Origin of the sequence: Streptococcus sp. SS-4456 (genome assembly GCF_036680365.1) — a bacterium.
In the GTDB taxonomy this organism is placed as follows: domain Bacteria; phylum Bacillota; class Bacilli; order Lactobacillales; family Streptococcaceae; genus Streptococcus.
In genome coordinates this window covers 1-24,005 of record NZ_JAVIHI010000017.1, presented here as the reverse complement: position 1 = coordinate 24,005, position 24,005 = coordinate 1, and the positions used below count along the sequence as shown (strand labels likewise).

At 42.2% G+C, this 24,005-nt stretch carries 23 protein-coding genes and 1 riboswitch; of the genes, 3 read left to right on the top strand and 20 right to left on the bottom strand.

All coding sequences use genetic code 11. The annotated features are described in order from the left end of the window. Positions 1 to 19 precede the first annotated feature (19 nt). Genes RFK25_RS06215 through hprK form a run of 4 tightly spaced genes read right to left on the bottom strand, consistent with a single transcriptional unit; the run spans position 20 to position 2,668 of the window. The gene (locus RFK25_RS06215; RefSeq protein WP_332412354.1) at positions 20 to 550 is read right to left on the bottom strand and encodes a YtxH domain-containing protein; all 531 of its coding nucleotides are present in this window, start codon (positions 548 to 550) and stop codon (positions 20 to 22) included. Further along, positions 534 to 944: a DUF948 domain-containing protein gene (locus tag RFK25_RS06210; RefSeq protein WP_172081509.1), complete on the bottom strand. Its 411-nt coding sequence runs from the start codon at positions 942 to 944 to the stop codon at positions 534 to 536. Before RFK25_RS06210 ends, RFK25_RS06215 begins: the two co-directional genes overlap by 17 nt. A gap of 13 nt (positions 945 to 957) precedes the next feature. Next, on the bottom strand, positions 958 to 1,734 hold the full coding sequence (lgt, locus tag RFK25_RS06205; protein WP_332412352.1) for a prolipoprotein diacylglyceryl transferase: 777 nt from the start codon (positions 1,732 to 1,734) through the stop codon (positions 958 to 960). Position 1,735: 1 nt separating this feature from the next. Further along, positions 1,736 to 2,668, bottom strand: coding sequence for an HPr(Ser) kinase/phosphatase (hprK, locus tag RFK25_RS06200; RefSeq protein WP_332412351.1), 933 nt, complete (start codon positions 2,666 to 2,668; stop codon positions 1,736 to 1,738). A gap of 202 nt (positions 2,669 to 2,870) precedes the next feature. On the opposite strand from hprK, the gene manA reads away from it, so the two are divergent. After that, positions 2,871 to 3,812, top strand: coding sequence for a mannose-6-phosphate isomerase, class I (manA, locus tag RFK25_RS06195; protein WP_332412349.1), 942 nt, complete (start codon positions 2,871 to 2,873; stop codon positions 3,810 to 3,812). Between the two features lie 59 nt (positions 3,813 to 3,871). On the opposite strand, the gene RFK25_RS06190 is transcribed toward manA, so the two are convergent. Continuing rightward, entirely contained in the window at positions 3,872 to 4,144 is a 273-nt protein-coding gene (locus RFK25_RS06190) for a PspC domain-containing protein (protein ID WP_332412347.1), read from the bottom strand. After that, positions 4,134 to 4,895 carry a hypothetical protein gene (locus RFK25_RS06185; RefSeq protein WP_332412345.1) on the bottom strand — a complete coding sequence of 254 codons (762 nt, stop codon included), beginning with the start codon at positions 4,893 to 4,895 and terminating at the stop codon, positions 4,134 to 4,136. Before RFK25_RS06185 ends, RFK25_RS06190 begins: the two co-directional genes overlap by 11 nt. A gap of 164 nt (positions 4,896 to 5,059) precedes the next feature. Here RFK25_RS06185 and RFK25_RS06180 point away from each other — a divergent pair, with 164 nt between their 5' ends. After that, on the top strand, positions 5,060 to 5,644 hold the full coding sequence (locus RFK25_RS06180; protein ID WP_332412385.1) for a restriction endonuclease subunit S: 585 nt from the start codon (positions 5,060 to 5,062) through the stop codon (positions 5,642 to 5,644). On the opposite strand, the gene RFK25_RS06175 is transcribed toward RFK25_RS06180, so the two are convergent. From RFK25_RS06175 to RFK25_RS06130, 10 genes are all read right to left on the bottom strand, one after another. After that, the gene (locus tag RFK25_RS06175; RefSeq protein ID WP_332412384.1) at positions 5,636 to 6,559 is read right to left on the bottom strand and encodes a site-specific integrase; all 924 of its coding nucleotides are present in this window, start codon (positions 6,557 to 6,559) and stop codon (positions 5,636 to 5,638) included. The two genes, RFK25_RS06180 and RFK25_RS06175, sit on opposite strands and share 9 nt — an antisense overlap. Positions 6,560 to 6,573: 14 nt before the next feature. Beyond that, a complete protein-coding gene (locus tag RFK25_RS06170; RefSeq protein WP_332412343.1) occupies positions 6,574 to 7,128 on the bottom strand; it encodes a restriction endonuclease subunit S in 555 nt (184 codons plus the stop codon). A 105-nt stretch (positions 7,129 to 7,233) separates the two neighbouring features. Then, positions 7,234 to 10,359 carry a type I restriction endonuclease subunit R gene (locus RFK25_RS06165; protein ID WP_332412342.1) on the bottom strand — a complete coding sequence of 1,042 codons (3,126 nt, stop codon included), beginning with the start codon at positions 10,357 to 10,359 and terminating at the stop codon, positions 7,234 to 7,236. Positions 10,360 to 10,407: 48 nt separating this feature from the next. Next, positions 10,408 to 11,646, bottom strand: a complete 1,239-nt coding sequence (locus RFK25_RS06160; protein ID WP_332412341.1) for a restriction endonuclease subunit S — start codon at positions 11,644 to 11,646, stop codon at positions 10,408 to 10,410. 124 nt (positions 11,647 to 11,770) lie between these two features. Continuing rightward, positions 11,771 to 14,338, bottom strand: coding sequence for a type I restriction-modification system subunit M (locus RFK25_RS06155; protein ID WP_332412339.1), 2,568 nt, complete (start codon positions 14,336 to 14,338; stop codon positions 11,771 to 11,773). Positions 14,339 to 14,754: 416 nt separating this feature from the next. Beyond that, positions 14,755 to 15,105 (bottom strand): PBECR3 domain-containing polyvalent protein, encoded by a 351-nt coding sequence (locus RFK25_RS06150; RefSeq protein WP_253216759.1) that lies wholly within the window; start codon positions 15,103 to 15,105, stop codon positions 14,755 to 14,757. Between the two features lie 132 nt (positions 15,106 to 15,237). Then, positions 15,238 to 15,672 carry a SprT family protein gene (locus tag RFK25_RS06145; protein ID WP_332412335.1) on the bottom strand — a complete coding sequence of 145 codons (435 nt, stop codon included), beginning with the start codon at positions 15,670 to 15,672 and terminating at the stop codon, positions 15,238 to 15,240. Next, positions 15,659 to 17,815: a Tex family protein gene (locus RFK25_RS06140; protein WP_332412333.1), complete on the bottom strand. Its 2,157-nt coding sequence runs from the start codon at positions 17,813 to 17,815 to the stop codon at positions 15,659 to 15,661. Before RFK25_RS06140 ends, RFK25_RS06145 begins: the two co-directional genes overlap by 14 nt. 77 nt (positions 17,816 to 17,892) lie before the next feature. Then, positions 17,893 to 18,735: an aldo/keto reductase gene (locus RFK25_RS06135; protein WP_332412332.1), complete on the bottom strand. Its 843-nt coding sequence runs from the start codon at positions 18,733 to 18,735 to the stop codon at positions 17,893 to 17,895. A 111-nt stretch (positions 18,736 to 18,846) separates the two neighbouring features. Then, positions 18,847 to 19,362, bottom strand: coding sequence for a QueT transporter family protein (locus RFK25_RS06130; protein ID WP_332412330.1), 516 nt, complete (start codon positions 19,360 to 19,362; stop codon positions 18,847 to 18,849). Next, positions 19,360 to 19,461: riboswitch (PreQ1 riboswitch) on the bottom strand. It overlaps the preceding gene by 3 nt. Positions 19,462 to 19,490: 29 nt before the next feature. Between RFK25_RS06130 and RFK25_RS06125 the strand changes: the two genes are divergently transcribed. Then, on the top strand, positions 19,491 to 19,928 hold the full coding sequence (locus RFK25_RS06125; RefSeq protein WP_332412329.1) for a GtrA family protein: 438 nt from the start codon (positions 19,491 to 19,493) through the stop codon (positions 19,926 to 19,928). A gap of 47 nt (positions 19,929 to 19,975) precedes the next feature. Here the strand turns inward: RFK25_RS06125 and RFK25_RS06120 are convergent, their stop codons facing one another. From RFK25_RS06120 to RFK25_RS06105, 4 genes are all read right to left on the bottom strand, one after another. Continuing rightward, positions 19,976 to 20,899, bottom strand: a complete 924-nt coding sequence (locus RFK25_RS06120; RefSeq protein WP_332412327.1) for a YihY/virulence factor BrkB family protein — start codon at positions 20,897 to 20,899, stop codon at positions 19,976 to 19,978. A 24-nt stretch (positions 20,900 to 20,923) separates the two neighbouring features. Beyond that, on the bottom strand, positions 20,924 to 21,784 hold the full coding sequence (locus tag RFK25_RS06115; protein WP_172000244.1) for a methionyl aminopeptidase: 861 nt from the start codon (positions 21,782 to 21,784) through the stop codon (positions 20,924 to 20,926). Beyond that, positions 21,781 to 22,353 carry a GNAT family N-acetyltransferase gene (locus RFK25_RS06110; protein ID WP_332412324.1) on the bottom strand — a complete coding sequence of 191 codons (573 nt, stop codon included), beginning with the start codon at positions 22,351 to 22,353 and terminating at the stop codon, positions 21,781 to 21,783. The genes RFK25_RS06115 and RFK25_RS06110 overlap by 4 nt, the downstream gene beginning before the upstream one ends. A gap of 76 nt (positions 22,354 to 22,429) precedes the next feature. Beyond that, positions 22,430 to 23,689 carry a UDP-N-acetylglucosamine 1-carboxyvinyltransferase gene (locus tag RFK25_RS06105; RefSeq protein WP_332412323.1) on the bottom strand — a complete coding sequence of 420 codons (1,260 nt, stop codon included), beginning with the start codon at positions 23,687 to 23,689 and terminating at the stop codon, positions 22,430 to 22,432. Positions 23,690 to 24,005: the final 316 nt, after the last annotated feature.

The window sequence follows — 24,005 nt, the reverse complement described above, 5'->3', positions numbered from 1 at the left end:
CTAGGCTAGTATATTTTTATCATTCACCTGTTACTGAGGCAGTTTCGCTTGCTACTTCTGAAACAGTTTCTGATACCACTTCAGTTTGAACATCTTCGATATCAATTTCAATTTCTTCAGACACCACCACAGCATCCTCGACTTCTTCTTCCGTCACATCTACCGTTGGAGCCTTGGCTGTTTTAGCCTTAATAGCTTCCAAAATATCCGCAGGAGAGAGATTTTGTTCTGCAATTTTTTCCTTGATTTGCTCAAAGGTTTCGACAGATTTTTCCTTGCCTGACTTGACCAAATCTTCCACAGTCAATTCACCAGTTTCCAACTGGGTTTTGACTTCTGCAAAGCGGTCTGTAGCTTGTTTACCTAAATCCTGGGCCTTATTGACCAAATCAGCATTGATTTCCTCATGGTTTTCCTTGTAGTCATTGGCAAAGTTGACTACTTTTTCTTTGACCGCTTGACCGGTTTTACTTGCCAGAAAGGCTGCCGCAGCTGCACCACCAGCCACTCCCAATAAGATACTGGTCAAAACACTAGATTTTTTTACCATTTTTTTCTCCTTTCTTACCTAAGAGAGATGAGATAGTTGACAAGGCAGAGAGGGCTCCGCCAGCTTTAACCGTATTGGCACCTGCGGACTTGGCCTTGACCGTCAAATCACGCGCCGAAGCATTCAAGTCAGACACAGAAGTAGATAAATCTGCCACCGCAACAAAAAGTGGATCCAAGGTGGAAACCTTACCATTGACATCTTCCACCAAAACATTGGTCTTGGCCAAGAGTTCATTGGTCTGATAGAGGGTCACATTAACATCGCTGGTCAAGACCTTGAGGGTCTGTTGAGCCTCATCCGTCACCGTCCCCAACTTCTTCAATAACAAGATAACATAGATTGCGACCGCCGCAATGGACAGGGCAATAATCAAAACAGAAATTTCAATAATCATACCTTCTCCTTTATGATTGATAAAATGGAATAGAAGTTTTTCGTCTCCGCACCACAACCATGCTAATTCCGACGAGAATTAGAATACCAGATAGCCATTGGGAAACACGGATTCCCAAGAACATGAGACTATCTGTCCGCAGGCCTTCTATCAAGAGGCGACCAAAACCATACCATATCAGGTAAAAGGCTGTGATTTCACCCTGCTTAAGCAAGCCTGGTCGTCTACGCAGGATACAAATCAAACCAAAACCAAGTAGATTCCACAGACTTTCAAACAAGAAGGTCGGCTGACGATAGGCTCCATCAATGTACATCTGGTCACGGATAAAAGCTGGCAAATAGTCCAAACTCGCCACTGCCTTACCATAGGCCTCTTGGTTAAAGAAATTCCCCCAGCGACCAATAGCTTGAGCAATCATGACTGAAGGAGCCACCACATCCAGAAAATCAAGCGTATTGACAAAGCGGTAGCGAGTGAAGAAATAAAGTACAATTGCACCTGTTATCAAGCCACCATAGATAGCAATGCCACCATTCCAAATGGCAAATACAGAGAGCAGATTATCCTTGTATTCGCTCCAAGAAAAAGCTACATAGTAAATCCTTGCTCCGATGATGGAAAGTGGAAAGGCCAGCAAGATAAAGTCTAAAATATCATCCTGCAAAATCTTCTTGCGCGGTGCTTCTTTGGTCGCCAGGTAAACACCCAAGACCAAACCCAGCAAGATACAGATAGCATACCAGCGAATTTCTAAAGGTCCTAATCGAATGGCAATCGGATCCATATTAGGCCTCTTCCTTGTTCTGCTGGATGAGTTTACCTAGACGCTCTTCAAAGATTTTTGTTGCATCATAACCCATCTGCTTGGCACGGTAGTTCATGGCTGCAGCTTCAATGACCACTGAGATATTTCGACCGGTTTTTACTGGAATACGAATCTGTGGAATGGAAATCCCTGCAATCTCAATAGTATCACCTGAATTCCCCAAACGGTCAAAGACCTTGCCTGTTTCATAATTTTCCAGATAGACAGCCAACTGTACCTCTGAAGAATCCTTAACAGCACTGGCACCATACAAACTCATGATATCGATAATTCCAGCTCCACGAATTTCTAGTAGGTGGCGCAAAATTTCCGCAGGCTCACCCCAGAGGGTCACATCATCTTTGGCATAGACATCCACACGGTCATCCGCAACCAAGCGGTGACCACGTTTAACCAATTCAAGTCCTGTCTCACTCTTACCGATACCTGAATCCCCTTGGATGAGGACACCCATCCCGTAAATATCCATCAAGACACCATGAACGCTGGTCCGTTGTGCAAGTCGGCTGTCCAGATAGGAAGACAATTCTCCTGATAGACGGCTGGTCGCAGTCTTGCTCCGGCAAATAGCAATCTTCTTCTCCTTAGCTGCTCGATACATCTCCTCTGGGATTTCCAAACCACGCGCCACAATAATTACAGGCGTTTCTGGCTGGAACATCTGCGAGAGCACTTGATAGCGGTTATGGGCTGTCATGGCCATCAAATAAGACCACTCCTTCATGCCCATAAGCTGAATACGCTCGGGTGAATAATAATCAAAGTAGCCTGTCATTTCCAAACCAGGCCGGGTAATATCCGCGGTAATAATCTCTTTTTTGAGTAATTCCTCAGTGCTATAGGCACACTCAATCCGCAGATTTTCAAGCAAATCTTTCACAAATACGGTCATTTCTTCCCTCTCTTTCGGTTTTAGTATATTATACCACAAGCATGGGGTGGGAGGGCAAAACAAGTAAAACTTTTCCTCAGAATATAGGTGCTTCTGACATCATAGTAATTGTTAGTCAGATAAGGAATTCCCACGCTACTACAAAATTCTTTGGTAATCTGTTATACTATTGATAATAAAACAACAATAAGGAGAAGAGATTATGGAGCCATTATTCCTGACACCTGTTATGCATGAAAAAATTTGGGGTGGCAATCGCCTGAAAACCAACTACCACTACGATATCCCAAGCGAAAAAACGGGCGAATGCTGGGCTATTTCTGCCCATCCAAATGGTGTCACTACCGTTTCAAACGGTCGCTATGAGGGTCGTGGACTAGATGACCTCTACACAAACGAAAAACAGCTATTTGGCAACCCAACAGATAAGGTTTTTCCACTCTTAACCAAAATCCTGGACGCAGAAGACTGGCTCAGCGTCCAAGTCCATCCTGATGATAGCTACGGCCTGGCTCATGAAGGCGAACTTGGTAAGACAGAATGTTGGTACATTTTGGAAGCCGAGGAAGGCGCTGAAATCATTTACGGTCACAATGCCCAATCCAAAGAAGAACTCCGCCAGCAAATCCAAGCTGGAGATTGGGACAAGCTCTTGACCCATGTACCCGTCAAAAAAGGCGACTTCTTCTTCGTTCCAAGCGGGACCATGCACGCCATCGGTAAGGGTATCATGATCTTAGAAACCCAGCAGTCTAGCGATACAACCTACCGGGTCTATGATTTTGACCGCCGCGATGACGCTGGAAATCTTCGGGAACTCCACATTGAAAAGTCTATCGACGTATTGACAATCGGTCCCGTAGCTAATTCAACACCTGCCCAACTCAAAGTAGACAAGCTTGATACCACCCTCCTGGTTTCTAATCCCTTCTTCACTGTCTATAAATGGCAGACCAAAGGAGAAATCCAGATGGAGCAAACCGTTCCCTACCTACTTGTCAGTGTTATTGACGGTCAAGGAACCATCCAGGTCGGTGAAACCAGCTACCCACTTGAAAAAGGAACCCACTTCATCCTGCCGGCCGATGTGACTGAATGGACCTTTACAGGCCAGATGGAAATCATCGCTAGCCATGCCAATTAAGAACCTCTATTCTCATTTTAACATCAAAAAACTTGAGCTTTCAAAACTCAAGTTTTTTTCTATTCAAACCAAGATTTGTGTATCTTCTCCGCATCCTTTATCTTGCGTGGACCAGTTCCAAAGCGTTCCGCATCCCTATCTTCCTTGTAGGGCAGGAAGTAAGCCCCTGCAATATAAAGCGCCAGTGTGAGCAAAGAAGTTTTTCCTAAAAACAGGGCAGCTAGAAAAAGCACACGAGTGACCCAAGCTTCCCAGCCCAATTTGTGGGCTAGACCTGCAAGTACCCCCGATACAATCTTACCCTGTCTAATCTTATATAAATCAATTAACATCTTTTATTCCTTTCACATAGATAGCCCCCTGTCCCATCTGCCCTTTCACAAAGAGTAAATCACTGCCAGATTTTTCAAACTGATAGGGGCTATCTTTCTTCTTACGATTAACTAGAATCTGACCAGATGAAGAAAGCAGTTGCCCTTGTATCCCTTGAGATTTTCCTGGGTAGAGGGTGACTTGTGCCTGGTTTAATTGAACAGATAGATGCTGTGGGTAGCCACCGCAGGTTGTCAAGCGGATATCCTGTTGTTTTTTATCCCTTGCACTGCGGATAGAAATATCCTCAAACGGTAAATAATCCAAGCGAGCATCTGCCTGCCCCAGCTCCAAGTCAAGTACGGACATCCATTCCTGAGGTAAACTAATGGTCAGACGACAAGGCAAGCTACTACTAAAATACAGACCACGTTTCTCCACATAGATACGAGGCAACTGGTTTTCAGGAGCATCTTGATTGTAGATAATTTCAACTCCGACCTGATTGGACTTAGCCTTGGTCATGGTTAGCCGTCCTTCTGATAGCTGTAAAAATAAGGATTCAATCCCTTCAAAGCTATAGGCCTGCTTCAATTTTGAAGAAGCAAAGACCTTGAAATTGGGCAAGGTAAAGCCAGTCTTGTGTTTTTCTTCCACAAAGAGCACATCCGGCCGCTCCTCAAATTTCAAAAAACAGGCCCGTGCCTCTTCCTTGGTCAAAATCCCCTTTTCATAAAGCTCAATCAATCGTTCTTGTTGTTTCTGTACCATGATTTCACCTCAATTCCCTTCTAGTATATCACAAACTTCCTGAAAAACATCAGCCCAAAGGCTGATATTGGCAAACCGAGGTCAGTCCATAAGACTAGAGCACCTTTTCTGAAAATAATTGAAAATGTACCAAAGGAGTAAGAAAATCCAATGTTGCTTCACAAATTTGGAAAATAAAAAATGAATACGCTTGGGAACTGCGGAAGTTGGGGGAGGTGGTATCAGAATTAAAAAGCGGTTTGTCCAGAGAGTTGAGTTCGACAGATATAGGCTTGCCAGTTGTACGAGCAAATAATATAAGCGATAATCAGTTAAATTTGGAAAAAGATATTAAATACTGGTATCAAAATGACCCTCAAGGTTCCGATACGAGTGTTTACTTTATTGAACAAAATGATATTCTCGTTAACTTCATCAATTCGGAAGCAAAAATGGGAACAGCTGCTATCGTGAAAAATAGTCCATCACGTCCGACCATATACACTACAAACATTCTTAGAATGAGATGTACAAATAATCTAATACCTTATTTTTTTCTGTATTATACTAATTTAGATTGTTATAAGAATTTTATTAAAGGGATAACAAAGATAGCTGTTAACCAAGCCAGTTTTACAACCGTAGATTATAAAAAATATGAACTTTTTGTTCCCGAAGTTGATGAACAAACCGCCATAGGCAACTTCTTCTCCACCCTGGACCGTCAAATCACTCTTCATCAGCGTAAGTCGATTTCATGTCTAGCTTAGGCCAGATAAATAGCGCATGACTAAATCTGTATCTTGATTTTCAAGTTCTGAGATAACATGCATATAAACTTTTTGTGTCGTTGTCATGGAAGAATGTCCCAACCGTCTTGACACGCTAGCGATTGAAACGCCAGCATACATCAAAAGAGATGCATGGGTATGTCTAAGACCATGGATAGAAATGACTGGAACACCCACATTTTTACAATGTCGCTCCAACCACTTATTTGGCGTAGAGTTGCAGACAGGTCCATTGACAAAAATAGGTTTATCCTGAGGTAGGTCTTTAATCAATTGTTGAAATTGCATACTTAACTGCCAGTCAATCTGCACTTTTCTCACGGAAGATTTATTTTTGGTCGGCAAAAAACCACCATTTCCCTTGTAATTCCACGTTTTTGTCACAGATACATTTTGCTGGACAAAGTTGAAATCAGCTGGGGTAAGCCCTAGAGCCTCTGAAAATCGTAAACCTGTTTTCGCAATAAGCAAAATCAACCAGTCCCAATTGATACGGCATTCCAAGTTCAAATCAGACAAAACATTGTGCAGTTCAAACTGGTTGAGGTATTTCATCTTTTTAATTCTAGGAGCCTTGCCCTTAAAAATCACCTTTCGAGTGGGGTCCCGATCGATGTAACCCTCGTCAACAGCATCCAAGACCGCTCCCTTGAGCTGATGATGAAAGTCAATAACCGTCTGACGTTCATGGGTCAAAGCATAGTCGTTCAAAATTTGCTGATAGGTCGTCCTATCCAACTGATAAAGAGCCAAATCAGGAACAATATTTCTCAAATGAACATAGTTATTTCTATATTTTTCCAAAGTAATGGGTCGAACCGCCCCCTCTTTAAATAGCCTGGTCCATTGTTTAAAATATTCATGAAGTAAAGTTTCTCGTGTAATTTTATTCATCATATCCAATCCTTCTACGACTTACGCTGATGAAGGGTGATGTGGCGGTCCAGGGTGGAGAAGAAAGTGCCGATGGCTTTTTGTTCGTTCTCATTTGGGATTGAGATTTCAAGTTCCATCATTTTTGTTTTTGAAATATTATACCTAGAAATTCCTTGTGCTAAAAATGATATTTTCCTTCTCATTCCAGATGAACGAAGTAGATAAGCAAGGTAATACGGATTAACTTTCTTAACTGGTCTAAAGCCAAAACAAAAGCTATTCAAATAAGTATTTTCAGTATTTTCCAGCCATACTGATGACATCCCAACTTCTTCAGGAGTTTCGGAAGAAGTTGTAAATAGGACATCTCCATAACGAACAGTATTCTGACTTTCATCAATCTCTACTGCTTCGACCATTTCTGGTAAACTAATAGGATTTGAAAAAACATTCATATAAGTAACAAATCTTCCATCACCGTGTCCAAAATCATCCTTAGTTTTTCCAGATAAGCCTGTATAAGTATTTCCAATTTCCCCAAGTGGACGCAGTTCCCAAGCAAGAGTATTTTTTACCCTATCCCACATTAGCGGTGGGTGACATTTTATTCATCCGATAGGTGCTGGAAAATGTTTTCTGTTGGTTTCTGAAAACGGCAAAAAAGACCAAGAAAAATCTTGGTCTTAGTGGTCTTATTTGTATTTTTGCTTGGTTTCTGCCATCCATTGTGGTAGAACCTTGTTCAAATTCATATTGAGTTTTAGCTTACTGCCTGCGAACTCATTGGTGGCTTGATGGGGGTCTAAGGTCGTAGCGATTTCCTCACGGTAAGGAATATCATCTGGCTTACTTGTATTGTATTCCTGTAGTGACTTTCTAAGCAAGTCACTATCAATTCCCCACTGGCTAGCAAACTCCTTGATGACCGCAAACTGCCTGTTCTCCTGCCATTCTTTAAAAGCGACGTCAAAATCGACAGAGGCAGACAAATGTCCTGTGACCAATTCTTCGTTAATAAAGGTTTTCAAGGCTTCTGCTAACTCATTCTCACCAAGGTTGCTCAATTCTTGGATTTGCTCCAAAATCAAGACCAAATTATTATCATTGATTACTTGGAAACCACCTTCATTGGTTGTTTTGTTTCCTATCAAAGCAAATAAACTTTGGGCATCAATGATTTGACTGCCCTGCAATTTGGTACGCCCCTTCAAGTCTTTTGGTATCCAATCATCGCCACCAGTTCCTCTAGGAAACAGGTTTCTATAAGCACCAATGTACTGGAGCCAGCTATGCTCATCCAAACCAAAGGCTTCATCATCCCAGGCAAATTCATAGTATTGCTTGACACGATCCTGTTGCTTGAAGGTTTCTTTAAAAGCAGTTTTAAAGGTTTCCTTCTTCTCCTCATCATACTGGATGTCAATCCACTTGGTCGGGTTGGGCAATTCTGACCGTAGAGCCTCTACTTTTGTCCGAAGTAAGTCTACCGCAACCCCATATTTTTCAACAAGAACACGGCTATTGCTTCCACCGCTACCGTATAGCAACAAGGCTTCCTTAACAATTTCCTCTGTTATGCGAGGGTATTGGAAATTGATAATGGTACCAAATTCCTTGCTGGAACCAAAAACCCGATTGGTGCGAGAATAAGCCTGTATTAAGCCCTGTAATTCCAGCTTCCTATCAACGTAGAGAGTATTCAAGCGTTTGGCATCATAACCCGTCAAAAGCTGATCTGCTACGATGAGAATATCGATATTCTTCGGATTACGACCACTTCCACCACGCTTAGCACGGTCTGTTATATCCTCAAAATAGGCATCCTCACCCTTTTTCTTGTCACCAGCCATAAAGCGAATACCTGTAAACTCTTCATAATCCGCGAACATCTCTTCAATGACTTCCCTAGCGACATTGTCAGGATCATTTTCATTTCCAAAACTAAAGGTCATGGCAATATTGGGCTTGGCATCTCCATCCCTAAACTGCTCTGCTATTTGCTTTTTAAACTCGTGATAGTAGGCGATGACCCGCTCCTTAAAAGCAACCGTCAGCATGGCATTGAACTCACCTCCCTGTGATTGTTCCTGCCAGCCCGACAAAATCTCCTCTACCACTCTAGGAATATGGGTTTGATCGTGATAGACCAAAAGTCCCTCTTTGGCCGCATGCTTTTCTACATCCAATTCTGACAGCCGCATGACTTGACGTTCAATGTCTTTCACACTTTTTTCTGGATGCTGTTCGGTTAGAAATTCTATCAGGTCTTCGCGCAGATCTTCATAACTCCTAAATTCCCCAGTATTGATATAATCTACATGGAAGCCAAGGACATTCCCATCCGCAATCGCCTCGTCAATCGTATATTGGTGCAATAGTGGACCAAACAATTTTTCAGTCGTGTTAATCAACTCACTGCGTTCGTTAATTTTCCCCTTAACCTTATTTTCGTCAAAGAGGGGTGTGCCTGTAAAACCAAAGAATAAACCATTTTTATAGAAATAATCCTTAATCATCCCCATCATATCGCCCATGGTTGTCCTGTGGGCCTCATCAATGATGAAAATGATTTTCTTATCTGCCAAAGTCCTATCATCAGCATCCATCAAGTCCTTGACCAAATTGCTCAATTTGAAGGTGGTGGTCACAACAATACCGCTCTTTGAAGCAGTTAATTGTTTGCGGAGCTGATAGGTGCTTTTGGTATCGTCAACATTGACAGATTCATAGGTCGCGTAAGCCTTAAAGGCCTTGGAGGTCTGCTCGTCTAGGTCCCGTCTATCTAGCAGGAAAACTACCTTATCAAACTCCGTTCGTGTCGAAAGAAATTGAGCTGTTTTAAAGCTGGTAATGGTTTTTCCAGAACCTGTCGTATGCCAAACAAAGCCCCCATGTGGTATTTTTTCCGCATTATCCCAACCAAAAGCTGCCTTTTCAACTGCCTGCAGGGCATAGACCTGATAGGGACGCATAAGCATGTGGCGTCTATTCTCCTCATTATCTGGATCTTCATCGATAATCAGGTAGTCGCCCACCATCTGATGAGCCATTGGAACCATCAGAAAATGCTCAATGACCTCTCTGTAATCTGTCAAGACCCTTTGTCCCAAATGCTTGCCACTTTCTTGGTCCTTCTTGGTGACAGACCAATGAAAAACAAAGGCAGGGTTAAAATCATTGATAGACTTAGGCGTCGCAAAATACCGGGTTTCGATGTCTGTTGTGACCACCATCATTTGAGAAAAGGCCATGAAGTTATTGGTGTATTCCCCATCAGCATAGTAGCGTTTAAACTGACCAAAGGCCTCGTCCAAGGACTTGTCACTCCGCTTTTGCTCAATGTTAATCAAGGGTAGACCGTTAATCAATAAGACTAGGTCAAAGCGGTTGCCATTGTCCGACCAAACTTCGCGAGCCACTTGGTAGCTGGAATCTCCCCCACTAACCTGAGCCTTTTTCAAAATGGTTAAGGTGATTTGCTTCTTGGTCACATGTGGGTGCTGGTCACGGTAAATACCATCGATTTTACCCGTAGAACCTTCCATGGATAAGATTTTTGCGGCCTCGTAGCTATTGGAAATCTGCTTGACCTTTGTCATGACTTGATCGAACTCACTATCGGTAAGAGCAACACCTTCCAAGACATCCGCATTTATACGATTTAACTCTGACCGCCAATTATGTATCAAATCCTGAACTGTAACTTTCTGTAAGTTTCCATTTAGGTGTTCAGGAGTTTGCCATTTAAACTTGGATAATTCCCGAACGAATTTATCTTGAAATTCACGTTCTGAAGCGTTTTTTGAGATAGTTTCCATACATTTCCTTTCTATCATCACCTAAGTAACTGCTACTTACGCTGAAAATCATACAAACAGCTCATTTAAAAGTGCTTTTTTCAAGTTTTTGAGTTTTTCTAGCTTACGCTGATGAAGGGTGATGTGGCGGTCTAGGGTGGAGAAGAAAGTGCCGATGGTGGATTGTTCTTTTTGCGAAGGTATATGGACTACAAAATTTTCTACAGCTTTCTTAGATATATTTAGCTGGGAAGAACCTGCTCCTTGTAATTTAAAGTAATGCTGATTAGCGTTTATATATGCAAATAAATATTTACAGTCTGCATAATCATTGTTTCTTAATAGAGCTACCCGTTGATTTAACACAAATCTATCGTCTTCTGGAATAATTGCTACTCTGCCAAGTAAATCTCCATGTCCCACATCACTAAGAACCATAACTAAATCATTTTTATTTAGCGTTTCTGAAGCAGAATTGATAAATTTACCAGATGGTTTTAAGCCACCCTCAATAGAAATTGAATTTAAGTTTATTAGTTCGTATTTACCAAAATCAGATTGATTATCCTCATACCCTTTTCCATTCCGATAACTTGTGAGTTCCCCCAACTTCCGCAGTTCCCAATCGTCAGTAAATCCAGGAAAACGGCGTTTTGGCACACGCTCTCCTTCAGCGGGGAACATTTCACTCAAATACGCTTGTTTTACACTCTTTAATTTGTCAAGCTTACGCTGATGAAGGGTGATGTGGCGGTCCAGGGTGGAGAAGAAAGTGCCGATGGCTTTTTGTTCGTTCTCATTTGGGATTGAGATTTCAAGTTCCATCATTTTTGTTTTTGAAATATTATACCTAGAAATTCCTTGTGCTAAAAATGATATTTTCCTTCTCATTCCAGATGAACGAAGTAGATAAGCAAGGTAATACGGATTAACTTTCTTAACTGGTCTAAAGCCAAAACAAAAGCTATTCAAATAAGTATTTTCAGTATTTTCCAGCCATACTGATGACATCCCAACTTCTTCAGGAGTTTCGGAAGAAGTTGTAAATAGGACATCTCCATAACGAACAGTATTCTGACTTTCATCAATCTCTACTGCTTCGACCATTTCTGGTAAACTAATAGGATTTGAAAAAACATTCATATAAGTAACAAATCTTCCATCACCGTGTCCAAAATCATCCTTAGTTTTTCCAGATAAGCCTGTATAAGTATTTCCAATTTCCCCAAGTGGACGCAGTTCCCAAGCATCTGCATTTTCAAACTCTTTAAAGCGACGTTTGGGGATATTTCTTTCTTTGTTCGGCATTTCTACACTCCCCCAACTTCTATAGATTTTTCTTCCCTTTTCGGAAAATGATCGAAAAGGGTTGCTGATGATTTTCGCACTTTATTCTTGGACGGTTTGTCTAAGAAAATTTCTTTCTCATTCATCATGATAACACCACCAGTTCTTTCATCAGATTTTCAAGTTCTGTTTCAAGCAGGGCTATTTCCGCATCCATATCGTCCAAGGTTTCAGCATAGCGATTGTGAAGTTCTTCGATAATGGCAATTTCTGCCTTTAATGGCAATTCAACCAGTTCAAGTGCCTTATCAGTCACATGACCAAACCATTTTTTATAGAGGAGTTGGTCAACTTCTTCATCTGTCAAGACTTGAATACGATTGGACACCAGTTCCTTGAGTTCCTGCTCCTTGGTCTTGATGTCCTTAGCTACTGTCGATTTTTCCTTGGCTAGATCATCTACCTGCTTCAAGAAGCCAAATTCTGTAGAGCCTTTTACTGCTTCTTTCAGAGCAGCCTTGACCAATTTTCCTTCAAAACTATCCAGTGCTTCGCCGTCTTCATTCTTTTTCAAGACATCAAAGAGGGCATTATACTCTTCGCTATCTTCCACCTTGGCATTTTCAACCAATTCACTGACTTCACTGTCAATTTCTGAAATCCGGTTTTTCAGGCTGTCAATTTGGGCAAGCTCATCACCGTAGCATTTACTAGCAATCAGGCTATTTGGAATAATCACCCCATTCCAGCCATCTTGAACCTTCTCCTTGTTCTTCCCTTTCGCCACCATATTAGGCTCACGAGTACGCCCAGCCTCATAAAAGCCTAATTGCTCAATCAACTCTGCATCATGGGTCAAGGTCTTGGTCCAAATTTCTGCGATGATTTGATAGCCTTCGTAGATATCAATTTGGTCAAACTGGGACAAGCGTTTCTTGATGTCTGCTAACATAGCTTCTTTCAATAATCTTGTATTGGTTTCCGTTTGTAAACGGTGCAATTTTGTCCAATATTCTTCGATAAAGGCCGCAATAGTTGACTGGACTTGAGCAGATTCTGCCCGAACGACTGGGCTGGATAAGACTGCTCTTGAAAACTCTTCAAGGGTCTGATTCAAAGTTAAGTAGCCTGGACGATTTTCACTAAAGGCATTGTCCAAAACCTCTTTGACTGTCTGATTGAGCACAGACAGGGAATCTATATTTTTCTTTGGAATGCCACCATATAGATGCGCATCCACATCATGGGGAATTTCTTCATCCAGAGCAGTCACATAGCGCGGAATATTCATGTTGTAGTCATTTTGGATCAATTCCTGACGACTTGCCAAGTGACTGTAACCATCTTCTTCCGTTCTGTTCGTATAGACATCCACAATCTTTGCGATATCCTTTTCTTGCAAGGCATTTTGTTTACCTGCCTTGATAAAGTTGCGTGAGGCATCGATAAAGAGTACAGGCTCATTCAAATCACGATTTTTCTTGAGGATGATGATACAAACTGGAATACCAGTGTTGGTAAAGAGGTTGCTTGGCAGACCGATAACGGCATCAATCTGATTTTTTTCCAAGAGGCGTTTGCGAATTTCTCCCTCAGCTGCTCCGCGGAAGAGAACACCGTGTGGCAAGACAATGGCCATGGTGCCATGAGTTCCCAGGTGATAGAGACCGTGTAAAAGGAAGGCAAAGTCGCCTTTTGAGTCCGGCGGAAGAACACCAGCGATTTCAAAACGGGGGTCGCTCGGTTTCAAGCCTGAACGGTTCCAATTTTTTACAGAGTAAGGTGGGTTCATGACCACCGCATCAAACTGGACACCTTCATTTGGACGTTCTGGATCTTCTGGCCAGTCTTGTGATAGGGTATCACCATTTTTAATGCTCATTTTTTCCGGACGAACACCGTGAAGCAAGAGGTTCATGCGGGTCAGGTTATAGGTTGCCGTGTTCTTTTCCTGACCGTAGTAGTTTAAACTTTTTTGCTTGTCTTCTGACAGGTGTTTTTTTACGGTCAAAAGGAGGGAACCTGACCCAACCGTTGGGTCATAAATAGAAGAAATAGATGAGTTGGTTGCGACAATCTGAGCCATGACTTCGCTGACTTGGTGAGGCGTGTAGAACTCACCCGCCTTTTTACCAGATTCCATGGCAAACTGACCAATCAGGTATTCATAAGCATCTCCCAAGACATCTCCATTTTGCAGGGCAACCATATCCAAATCCTCGAACAAACGGATGAGGGCTTGAATATTTTTACTGCGTTCATTGAGATTGCTTCCCAATGCTGTATCTGTCAAGTCAAGGGTTGAGCTGGCAAATAGGCCTTGAAAATCATCAGAACCATTAGCAACAGCGATACTCCGCTCAAACTGGCTCAAGCTGTCCGTTACTTTTTGGACTTCAAACCTGCCCTCATTCATATCCTTGACCCAGGTTTGATAGAGGTGCTCAGGACGGACAAAATAACCCAAAACATCCTGGATCATCTTTTCCAATTCCGTACCGTATTCTTGGTGGGCAAGGATGTACTCTTGATACCAATTGCTCTCATTTCCCACACCTGCTGTTGAAGCGAAAGTTTTCAGGGTTTGGTCACTTAAAAACTTGTAGAACATGAGCCCAAGCATATAATCTTTGTACCGACTAGCATCCATAGAGCCACGGAGTTCATTGGCTCCGTTCCACAAACGTAATTTGATTTCTTCTGAAGTAATCATGGTTTCTCCTCTTGTTTGTCTTCCTCACTTACGCACTGAAATAGCGTAAGGGCTTTCTATAAAATTATATCACGTTACAAAATAAAATTCTTTATTTATCTTGAACAATATAATGACTTTGCTTATCATTTTTTATGCTTCAAAAAAATCTCCCAATCAGCTAGCAAACAAAAAATCAGTCGACTAATCCATCGACTGAAAGCTCTCAAGCAAAAACTTCTTTGTACTTATTTTATTTTGATTGCAATAACATACAAAAATACGACCTATTTTCTTCAAAACAAAAAGGAGACTAAGTGTCTCCAAAATTTTTTGATAAAAAACATCGGTAGGGTGGCATTCCTACATCTCTTTCAGACCCAATGGGTGTGGCGGCTGCCTGTTCCGCCCTCGGTGTTTTCTCTAGTTATATTATATCACATTTTTTTCGTTCTGCCAGCTTTAATGTAATTTTCTAACTTAGTATCTTTAATAACATACATTGTTCTAACCATCAATTTATCACTTAATCTTACAGCAACTAGAACATTTCCATCTAACTGCTTAATATACTCTAAGGATTGACCATTTGGATGCTGCCCAACATAATCTGGATGTTGAATAATTTCATTGATACGCTCAAATGTACTATCAAAATCAACAAATTCATCCCTATGTTTTTCCATGTGTTTTTTTCGTTTAGGAGATAACCAGATTTCAGTTCCCTCTGCTAGAGATAATCCAAATTCCTCAATGATTTTCTTTGATAATTGACCGACTATTTTCATAACTATATTTTATCATTTTTCAAAAAATTTTTATATGTATTTTTAAAGGTAATCAACTTATTAAGTGTTCTACAATTCACTAATCCATAGAACTAAGTCCAATTCAAGGTATTAGCTCTGCTTTTTTTCGGTTTAAATTATTTTCTCTAAAAGCCCCCTACACTTGCCACATCGGTATTTTTTTAGGTCAATGCGGCGCTTGCGCTGGTAGACTTGTCCACAGGACTGACAGCTGTAAATCAAACTCGGCTTGGCAGCTTGTTCCAGTTTGGGAGCATAGCGCAGGCCGTCCACCGCAGACAGCAATTCCTTGAAATCCCGGTCCCCATGCCGATAGCCTTTCTTCTCAAAGTAGAGATGGTAATGACAGAGCTCATGGCGGACAATCTTCCGAAAGACTTCTAAACCTTGCTCCTCCAAATGCTTGGGATTAAAGTCCAAGTGGCCATCTTTAGGAAAAAAGCGACCACCCGTTGACCTCAATCGTCTGTTCCAGACAACTTGGTGCCGAAATTCCTTACCGAAGTCTTGCAAGGAGACTTCTTGCACATACTTATTCAGATCCATTTGGTTTCAAAAGGCTAAGACCGATACGATTGCGTTTGATATCCACTTCGACCACCCAGACCGTTACGATTTCCCCAACGGCGAGGACTTCGCTTGGATGTGGCAAGGCTTGTTGGCGTCCATTTTTATCCCGTTTGCGCTTAACCATGCGTGAAATGTGGACCAGACCATCCTCATGGACACCGATGTCCACAAAGGCTCCAAAGTCCACAATATTGCGGACCGTACCTTGCAATTCCTGTCCAACTACCAAATCCTTGACATCCAAGACATCCTGACGGAGGACTGGCGCTTCAAAGTCATCCCGTAAATCACGACCAGGTTTGAGCAAGTCTGCGATGATGTCCTTCAAGGTTTCCTGACCGACACCGATTTTTTCTGCCGTATCTGCGATGGCAAGCTGTTTCAATTTTTCCTGCGCAGCTGCATCTAAGTGGTCAATACCTAGCAGTACCAACAAGTTCTCTACAGCCTTGTAAGACTCTGGGTGCACGCCAGTATTGTCCAAAAAGTTAGTCGCATCTGGGATGCGCAAGAAACCAGCTGCCTGCTCAAAGGCCTTGTCACCCAGACGAGGCACCCTCTTGAGCTGCTGTCGAGAAGTCAGAGCACCATTTTCCTCGCGGTACTTGACGATGTTCTCTGAGATGGTCTTGTTAAGACCAGCCACGTGAGCCAAAAGGGCAGGACTGGCCGTATTGACATTGACACCGACCTGGTTGACCACCGTATCAACCACAAACTCCAGGCTCTCAGACAGAGATTTCTGGTTGACATCGTGCTGGTACTGGCCGACACCGATAGACTTGGGATCGATTTTGACCAGCTCAGCCAGAGGGTCTTGCAGACGGCGGGCGATGGAAATGGCAGAGCGTTTTTCCACAGGGAGGTCTGGAAACTCGTATCGAGCCAGTTCAGAAGCTGAGTAAACAGAAGCTCCGCTTTCATTGACGATGACATAAGAAACATCTGGGAAGTCCTTGAGTAAATCAGCGACGAAAGCCTCCGATTCACGGCTGGCCGTTCCATTTCCGATAGCAATGATTTCCACTTGGTATTGCCCAATCAAATCTGCCAAGTCTTTTTTTGCCTGGGCAATTTGTCGCTGACCAGCCGGCTCAACTGGATAGATGACTTGTGTAGTCAAAAGTTTTCCAGTCTGGTCCACCACTGCTAGCTTAGCACCTGTCCGAAAGGCTGGGTCAAAACCAAGAACCACCTTACCTTTTAGAGGAGATACAAGGAGCAGATTTCGGAGGTTTTTAGAGAAAAGTTGGATAGCTCCTTCTTCTGCTTCTTCCGTCAATTCTGTCCGAATACGACGCTCCATGGCAGGTACAATTTTCTTCTTGATGGCCTGCTGAATGACATCCTTGATATAGCTATTAGACTGTGGAAAACGAAGCTCAAAGAAACGAACCATTTTATCCACATTGTGTTCAAAAGAAACCTTGAGAATACCTAGCTTCTCTCCACGGTTAATCGCCAGGGTCTTATAACCCTGCATCTTCGCCACTTTCTCAGAAAAATCATAATAAATCTGAAAGACTTCCTTCTCGTCTGCTTCTTGATCTTTTAGCTCTGAAGTCAGGTTGGAATTGGTTTGTACTTCATGATAAACCCAGGCCCGAAGTTTATTGTCTTCTGAGATGGCTTCCACCAAAATATCCACAGCCCCAGCCAAACAAGCCTGAGGTGTATCAAAACCTTCACAGATGAAACTAGCAGCCTGTTCTTCCAAGTCAGCCACATTCTGCAAAATCAAGCGAGCCAGCGGGAACAGTCCAGCCTCACGCGCCACCGTTGCCTTGGTCCGCCGTTTTTCCTTATATGGCAGATAGAGCTCTTCCACATCTGCCAACTTTTCCGCTTCCTCGATAGCCTGACGGAGCTGGTCTGTCAATTTGCCCTGCTCTTCAATCTTGGCAAGGACAGTCGCTTTGCGTTCTGCCAGACTAGTCAAGGCCTTGTCCCGATCAATGATAGACTTGATGACTACTTCATCTAAATTCCCCGTCACATCCTTCCGATAACGAGCGATAAAGGGAATAGTATTGCCTTCAGCCGTCAAAGAGAGAACTGTATCAATCTGTTTTAAACTAACGCCCAATTCCTGAGCAATTTTCAAATATTTTTCTTCCATAGTTACTATTATAGCATGAAAGCGGCAGGTTGGAGATGACAAAAGAGTATGCTGCAATGACAACATACTCTCCAATATTAAAATTCTGCCAAATCCGGATCCAACTGTCCTTTTAAGCCTGTTAATGTATCCAACTGAGCAACTGCTTCTGGACTAATCTGCAAGTCTGCAATGTCCAAGTTGGCCTTGATGTTTTCTGGGCTGGTTGATTTTGGTAATGGTAGGAAGCCTTTTTCCAAGGACCAAGCTAATGCTAGTTGGGCAACGCTGCAACCTGCTTCCTTGGCCAAGTCTGCGGCTTCTTGACTTTGGAAGAGGGTTCCTGTACCAAATGGACTATAGGCCTCCAAGAGAATACCCTTGGCTTTACAGTAGGCAACTAATTCTGGCTGAGGAGTTCCTGGGGCCAGCATAATCTGGTTGACCATGGGTGTGATTTCAGCCGTTTCAAGCAAGCCTTCCAGGTGATGTTCCATAAAGTTCGACACCCCGATAGCCTTGACTTTACCTGCACGATACAAGTCTTCCAAGGCTTTCCAAACTTGGGCATTGCGCTCCTTCCAGCCGATACCGTCACGAATATCCTTTGGATTTGGCCAATGGATTAGTAACAAATCCAGGTAATCCACCTGAAGTTTTTGCATTGATTCTTCTACTGAAGCAAGGGTATCTTCATAGCCAATCTTATCATTCCAGACCTTTGTTGTCAGGAAAATATCCTCACGCGCCACACCGCTATCAGCAATGGCCTGACCGACGCTGACTTCGTTGCCGTAAATTTGAGCCGTGTCAATGTGACGATAACCTGCTTCCAGAGCGTAGAGAACAGCACGGTGTGCTTCTTCGCCATTCGGAATTTGCCAGGTTCCAAAGGCGATTTTTGGAATGGAAACACCATTTGATAATTGATATGTCTTCATAAAAGACCTCCTGTATTTTCTAGTACCAGTATAACCTAAATTGTAAGCCCTGACAAAAATTTTGTAGAAAAAAGACACCCGAAGGTGTCTGCCCACATTTATCTTTAAAACTTATCTTTCGAAATTGATTTTTTTCGCTAACTTATCAATCACTACTGCACCAACCAATAGGGACAGCAATTCTCCACCTGCAGTTGTCAGCCAAGTCAAGAAGAATGGCAAATCATACAAGAATTTCAACTCTAGAGCGATTGTAAACATGGTCGCTGAAAAAAAGAATGAGAAATAGAAGAATGCCTTGTTAAACAAGCCTCCGAAGAGATAGTCCTGCTTGTATTTTTCAAAGAGGGTTACCCCAAGGCTAACAAAGATAAGGGTTGAAAATCCACCTACAAAGAGGTCAATCACACCGAAACCAATCAAGTTAGAAATCATACAACCGATGGTCACGGCAATAATATACTTACGGTTGTAAAAGGCCAAGAAATTGAGCATTTCTGACAAGCGGAACTGAATGGCTCCGAAGGAAATGGCGTTCAATGGTGGTGTCAGAGTCAAAGCCACATAGATGGCCGCGACAAGAGCGATTTCTGCCAAATCTCTGGCAGTCCATTTAGATGTATTCATGAAAATTCTCCTTTAGCAAAATGCTTGTAATATGCTTGGGTAAAGTGAGCAAGCCCCAAGGGTCGTTGAAAATTCAACAACGTTGTCTAGTATAGCATATTTTCCGAAAAAATGATAGACTAGTTCATATGAAAAAACTATTTTATCAACTCATAAACAACGAAGTCATTCTTTATTTGATTGCAGGTGTCGCAACAACCCTTGTCTATATGGTCACTCGAATGGGACTATTTTTAGTCATTCCTTCCATTCTATTGGTTACTCTTTTGGCCAATGCTGTTGCCATTCTCTTTGCCTTCTGGACCAACGACCGTTTCGTTTTCAAACAAGCCAGAGAGGGTTGGCCACAACGACTGGTCAAGTTTGCTACAGCACGTATTTCAACCTTGGTTTTGGATATGTTATTAGCTTATTTGCTAGTACAAGCCTATCCACAATTGATTGGACAGTTTGTCAACCATGATTTGACACTAGTCAATGCCGTCGCCACACTCTTCTCTCAAGTCCTGATCATTGTGGTCAACTATTTCTTGAGTAAATTATTTATTTTTAAAGATAAGAAATGAGGCTCCGTACGGAACCTCGTTTTTATATATAACTTGTTTTTCCTCCCTCATTCTTTATCAATCGGTGTAAATCTCCCCTTAATCCTATTCAAAATCGAGACAAAGTCCCCATCTCTTTCGTGAAATTCTTCGACCTGCATACTTTGAACACTAGCATTGATGACCGCACCAATGATCAACACTTGGGCCATAAAAATAAACCAAAGCATAAAAACAAGGAAAATAACGGCTGTAACCATCCTAAAATCCAGCAAGCGATTGGCATAATTGTCAACATACAGTGCAAAAAATTTTCCAACCGACATCATGGTCAGCAAGACAAAGCTTGCACCCGGTAAGACATAGCGAATCTTTTTGATCCGAACATTAGGAAGGAAAAAATAGAGCATAGATAGGGCTGTAAATAAAGCAAATAATCCAATCAACTGTGATTGGCTAAAAATCCCCGCAATCCAAGCATTTTCCAATTGAAACAATTCTTTGAAATAGGATACTATCACCTGCCCAAAGGTTAAAATGGTCATGCTCAATAAAATAATAACCTGGAGACCAATACCTAAAAATATGCCAATCAGATGGCCAATGATAAAATCTCTGTGTTCATTGAGACCGTATGCCTTATTGACTGCCTTCTGTAGGATAGTCATACTTCGTGACAAAGTCCATAGTGTCGTTACAATTGAAATACCTAACCAGGATGACGACGGCTTTGTCAAAATAGAAGTAATAAAGGCAGATACCGACGGATAAAGCCTATCAGGAACAAATTCAGCAACGACTGACAAAATAGCATCTATATCAAAAGGAAAATAAGGCAGAAGATTGGCTAAAGTCAACAAAATAGGAAAAATTGAAATGAGCAGGTAATATGCAACCGCAACACTGGTCACATCAATATCAGCATTCCGATAAAAAGAAAAGAAGGTTGAGCAGAATGTTTTCAAACCTTCAACTAATTTGGTTTTCTTCATTCCCTCTCCTTCTTTCTTACAATTTTAGTAAGTCCCTTCTTCACCTTGACTCGTCAAAATAACCGGACCATCTTTTGTGATAACAAATTGGTGTTCGTATTGGCAAGATAAACCACCATCAAGTGTTTTATGAGCCCAACCAGTCTTCATATCCGTATCAATTTCCCAAGTACCTGTGTTAATCATTGGCTCGATGGTCAAAACCATGCCTTCACGCAAGCGAAGTCCTCGGCCTTTTGTCCCGTAGTGAGGAACCATTGGCTCTTCGTGGAAGGTTGGACCAACTCCATGACCGACTAAGTCACGAACAACACCATAACCAAGTCCTTCGGCATATTCTTGGATAGCCGCACCGATATCACCGATACGATTGCCAACAACGGCTTGCTCGATACCACGATACAAACACTCCTTGGTTACATCCATTAGGTTTTGCACTTCCTCTGAAACTTGACCAACTGCATAAGCCCAGCAAGAGTCTGCACAACCACCACGATAGGTCTGGGTAATTTTCTTCATAGCCTTAACATCATTAAAATTGAGCTTAGACACGTCAACAACTGATTTGTCCAAGGGCTCACTGAGAACCATATCGACCTTGAGCAAATCCCCTTCTTTCAGTTTGTAATGACGTGGGAAGGCATGGGCAACTTCATCGTTGAGACCGCAACAAGTCGCATAAGGATAGTCCATCAACTCACCATCAACACCAATTTGAAGGGGCAAGACATTTTTTTCCTTACATGTTTTACGGACATATTCTTCTACTTCCCACATGTCCACTCCTGGTTTGATGATATCACGCAAACCGATATGGATACCAGCTAGCACATCACCAGCACGGTTCATTGCATCAATTTCACGTTGTGATTTAATGGTAATCATTGATTCTCCTCATACATTTCTAATTTAAAATCTGTCTTCTTCAAGCTAAATTTTCTATAATTTCTTGTTTTGTGACTGTAACGGTCACTTCCCTTATATTGCTCGACCTGCACAAACCCCGCTTTTCTAGCCACCATCTGACTGGCCATATTTTCCTCATGGGTGATGATGGTCAATTCCTTCAGACCGAATTCATAAAAGGCAAGAAAGACCAGATTTTTCACTGCTTCCGTCATCAGCCCTCGACCCCAGTAGTCTTTTTTTAGGAAATAGCTGAGCTCCGCAGAAAGTTGACGTTCTTCAAGTTTTTCAAAACAGAGCGCACCAATCATCCGACCTGAAGCCTGATCAATCAAGGCCCAATTTCCCAAAGGACTACGCATAAATTTCTCAACCATTGTCGCAAGAGTCATGTTCTTATCTTTCAAGGCTGGAAAGATAAAAGGAAGATTTTCAGGATGTGCAACAATCGCATAGAAATCATTCCCATCTTCATAAGAAAAGGGCCTCAAAATCAACCGTTCTGTTTCAAAGCAAGCACATTTAGCCAGTCTTGTCCAAATTGTCATAGTGTACCCAAGGGGCTGAGAAATTTTCCCATCCCCAGTTTGTTTGATTAAGTAAAAATTGTATTTAAGGGCCGTCCTAGTCCTCAATCAACTGAATGTCAGCCCCAAGCTCAGTCAATTTCTCAATAATGTTTGAGTAACCACGCAAGATAAACTCAATATTGGTAATTTCTGTGCGACCTTGGGCCATCAAACCAGCAATAACCATGGCAGCACCAGCCCGCAAATCCGTTGCCTTAACTGAGGCACCAGTCAATTGATTTGGACCTTCAAAGGCAATGTAATTGCTACGAGTTGAAATGTTTGCACCCATATTGGCCAATTCTTGCACATGACCGACACGTTTTTCATAAATGGTATCGATAATTTTTCCAGTTCCCTCTGCTGTCAAAAGGAGCGGTGTAATTGGTTGTTGCAAATCAGTTGCAAAGCCTGGATATGGTGAAGTTTTAATGCTCACCGCCTTCAATTTTTCTTGTTTTTCAACAAAGATACTGTCTTCAGAAACGGTCATGCGAACGCCCATTTCTTCCAACTTAGCGATAAAGCTTTCCAAGTGTTCATAAAGAACATTATCAATGCGGATACCTTCACCTACTGCGGCAGCAAGCGCAATATAGGTTCCAGCTTCGATACGGTCTGGAATCACTTGGTGACGGGTTCCATGAAGGCTATCGACACCGTCGATAGTAATGATGTCTGTACCAGCACCACGAATATGGGCACCCATATTGTTAAGCAAGGTAGCTACATCAATGATTTCAGGCTCACGAGCTGCGTTTTCAATGACTGTACGACCCTCAGCTTTAACAGCAGCCAAAATCGTATTGATAGTTGCCCCAACGCTGACCACATCCATGAAGATATGAGCTCCTTGGATACGTTGACCATTGGTCGCCAAACGCATATAGTCACCTTCATAGGTCGTTTCAGCCCCCATAGCCGCAAAGGCCTTCAAGTGCAAGTCAATGGGACGTGGACCCAAATCACAGCCACCCGGCAAGCCCACAACTGCTTGACCGAAGCGACCAAGGAGGGAACCGTAGAAATAATAAGAGGCTCGCAAGCTATTGATTTTACCAAATGGCATAGGCATATCTTGTACACCACGAGGGTCAATTTCAAGCGTTTCCCCATCACGCTTAACAGTCGCCCCCATAGTTTCCATAATATCAATTAAACTATCAACATCTGAAATTGCTGGAACTCCGTCTAGTGTGACAATACCGTCCGCCAAAATGATAGCCGGAATTAAGGCCACAACTGAGTTTTTGGCACCGCTAACAGTTACAGCTCCTTTCAGTATCTTTCCACCATTGATAACAATCTTTCTCATACTAACTAATCACTTTCTCTTATTAACATCATTAGAGTGGGGAATTACCATTTCCGAAAAGTCAATACCAAGTATTGAACCATTGCTTTTGACAAGTAGTACAACCATCCCTAATTGATTGCCTTAAAAAAGGCATACGTTTTATTCTACCACAAGGCAAGATAAAAAGCTAGATATTTGATACATAAAAGAAAGACAGGTCCTTTCGGACCTATCCTAAAAATCAGGCTCTATAATTTCTGTAGTGGGTAAATCCACCGTGGAGATTATGGAGCCTTTTTGAGTGTAGAAAAAAAGTCCCATATGACCTATAATG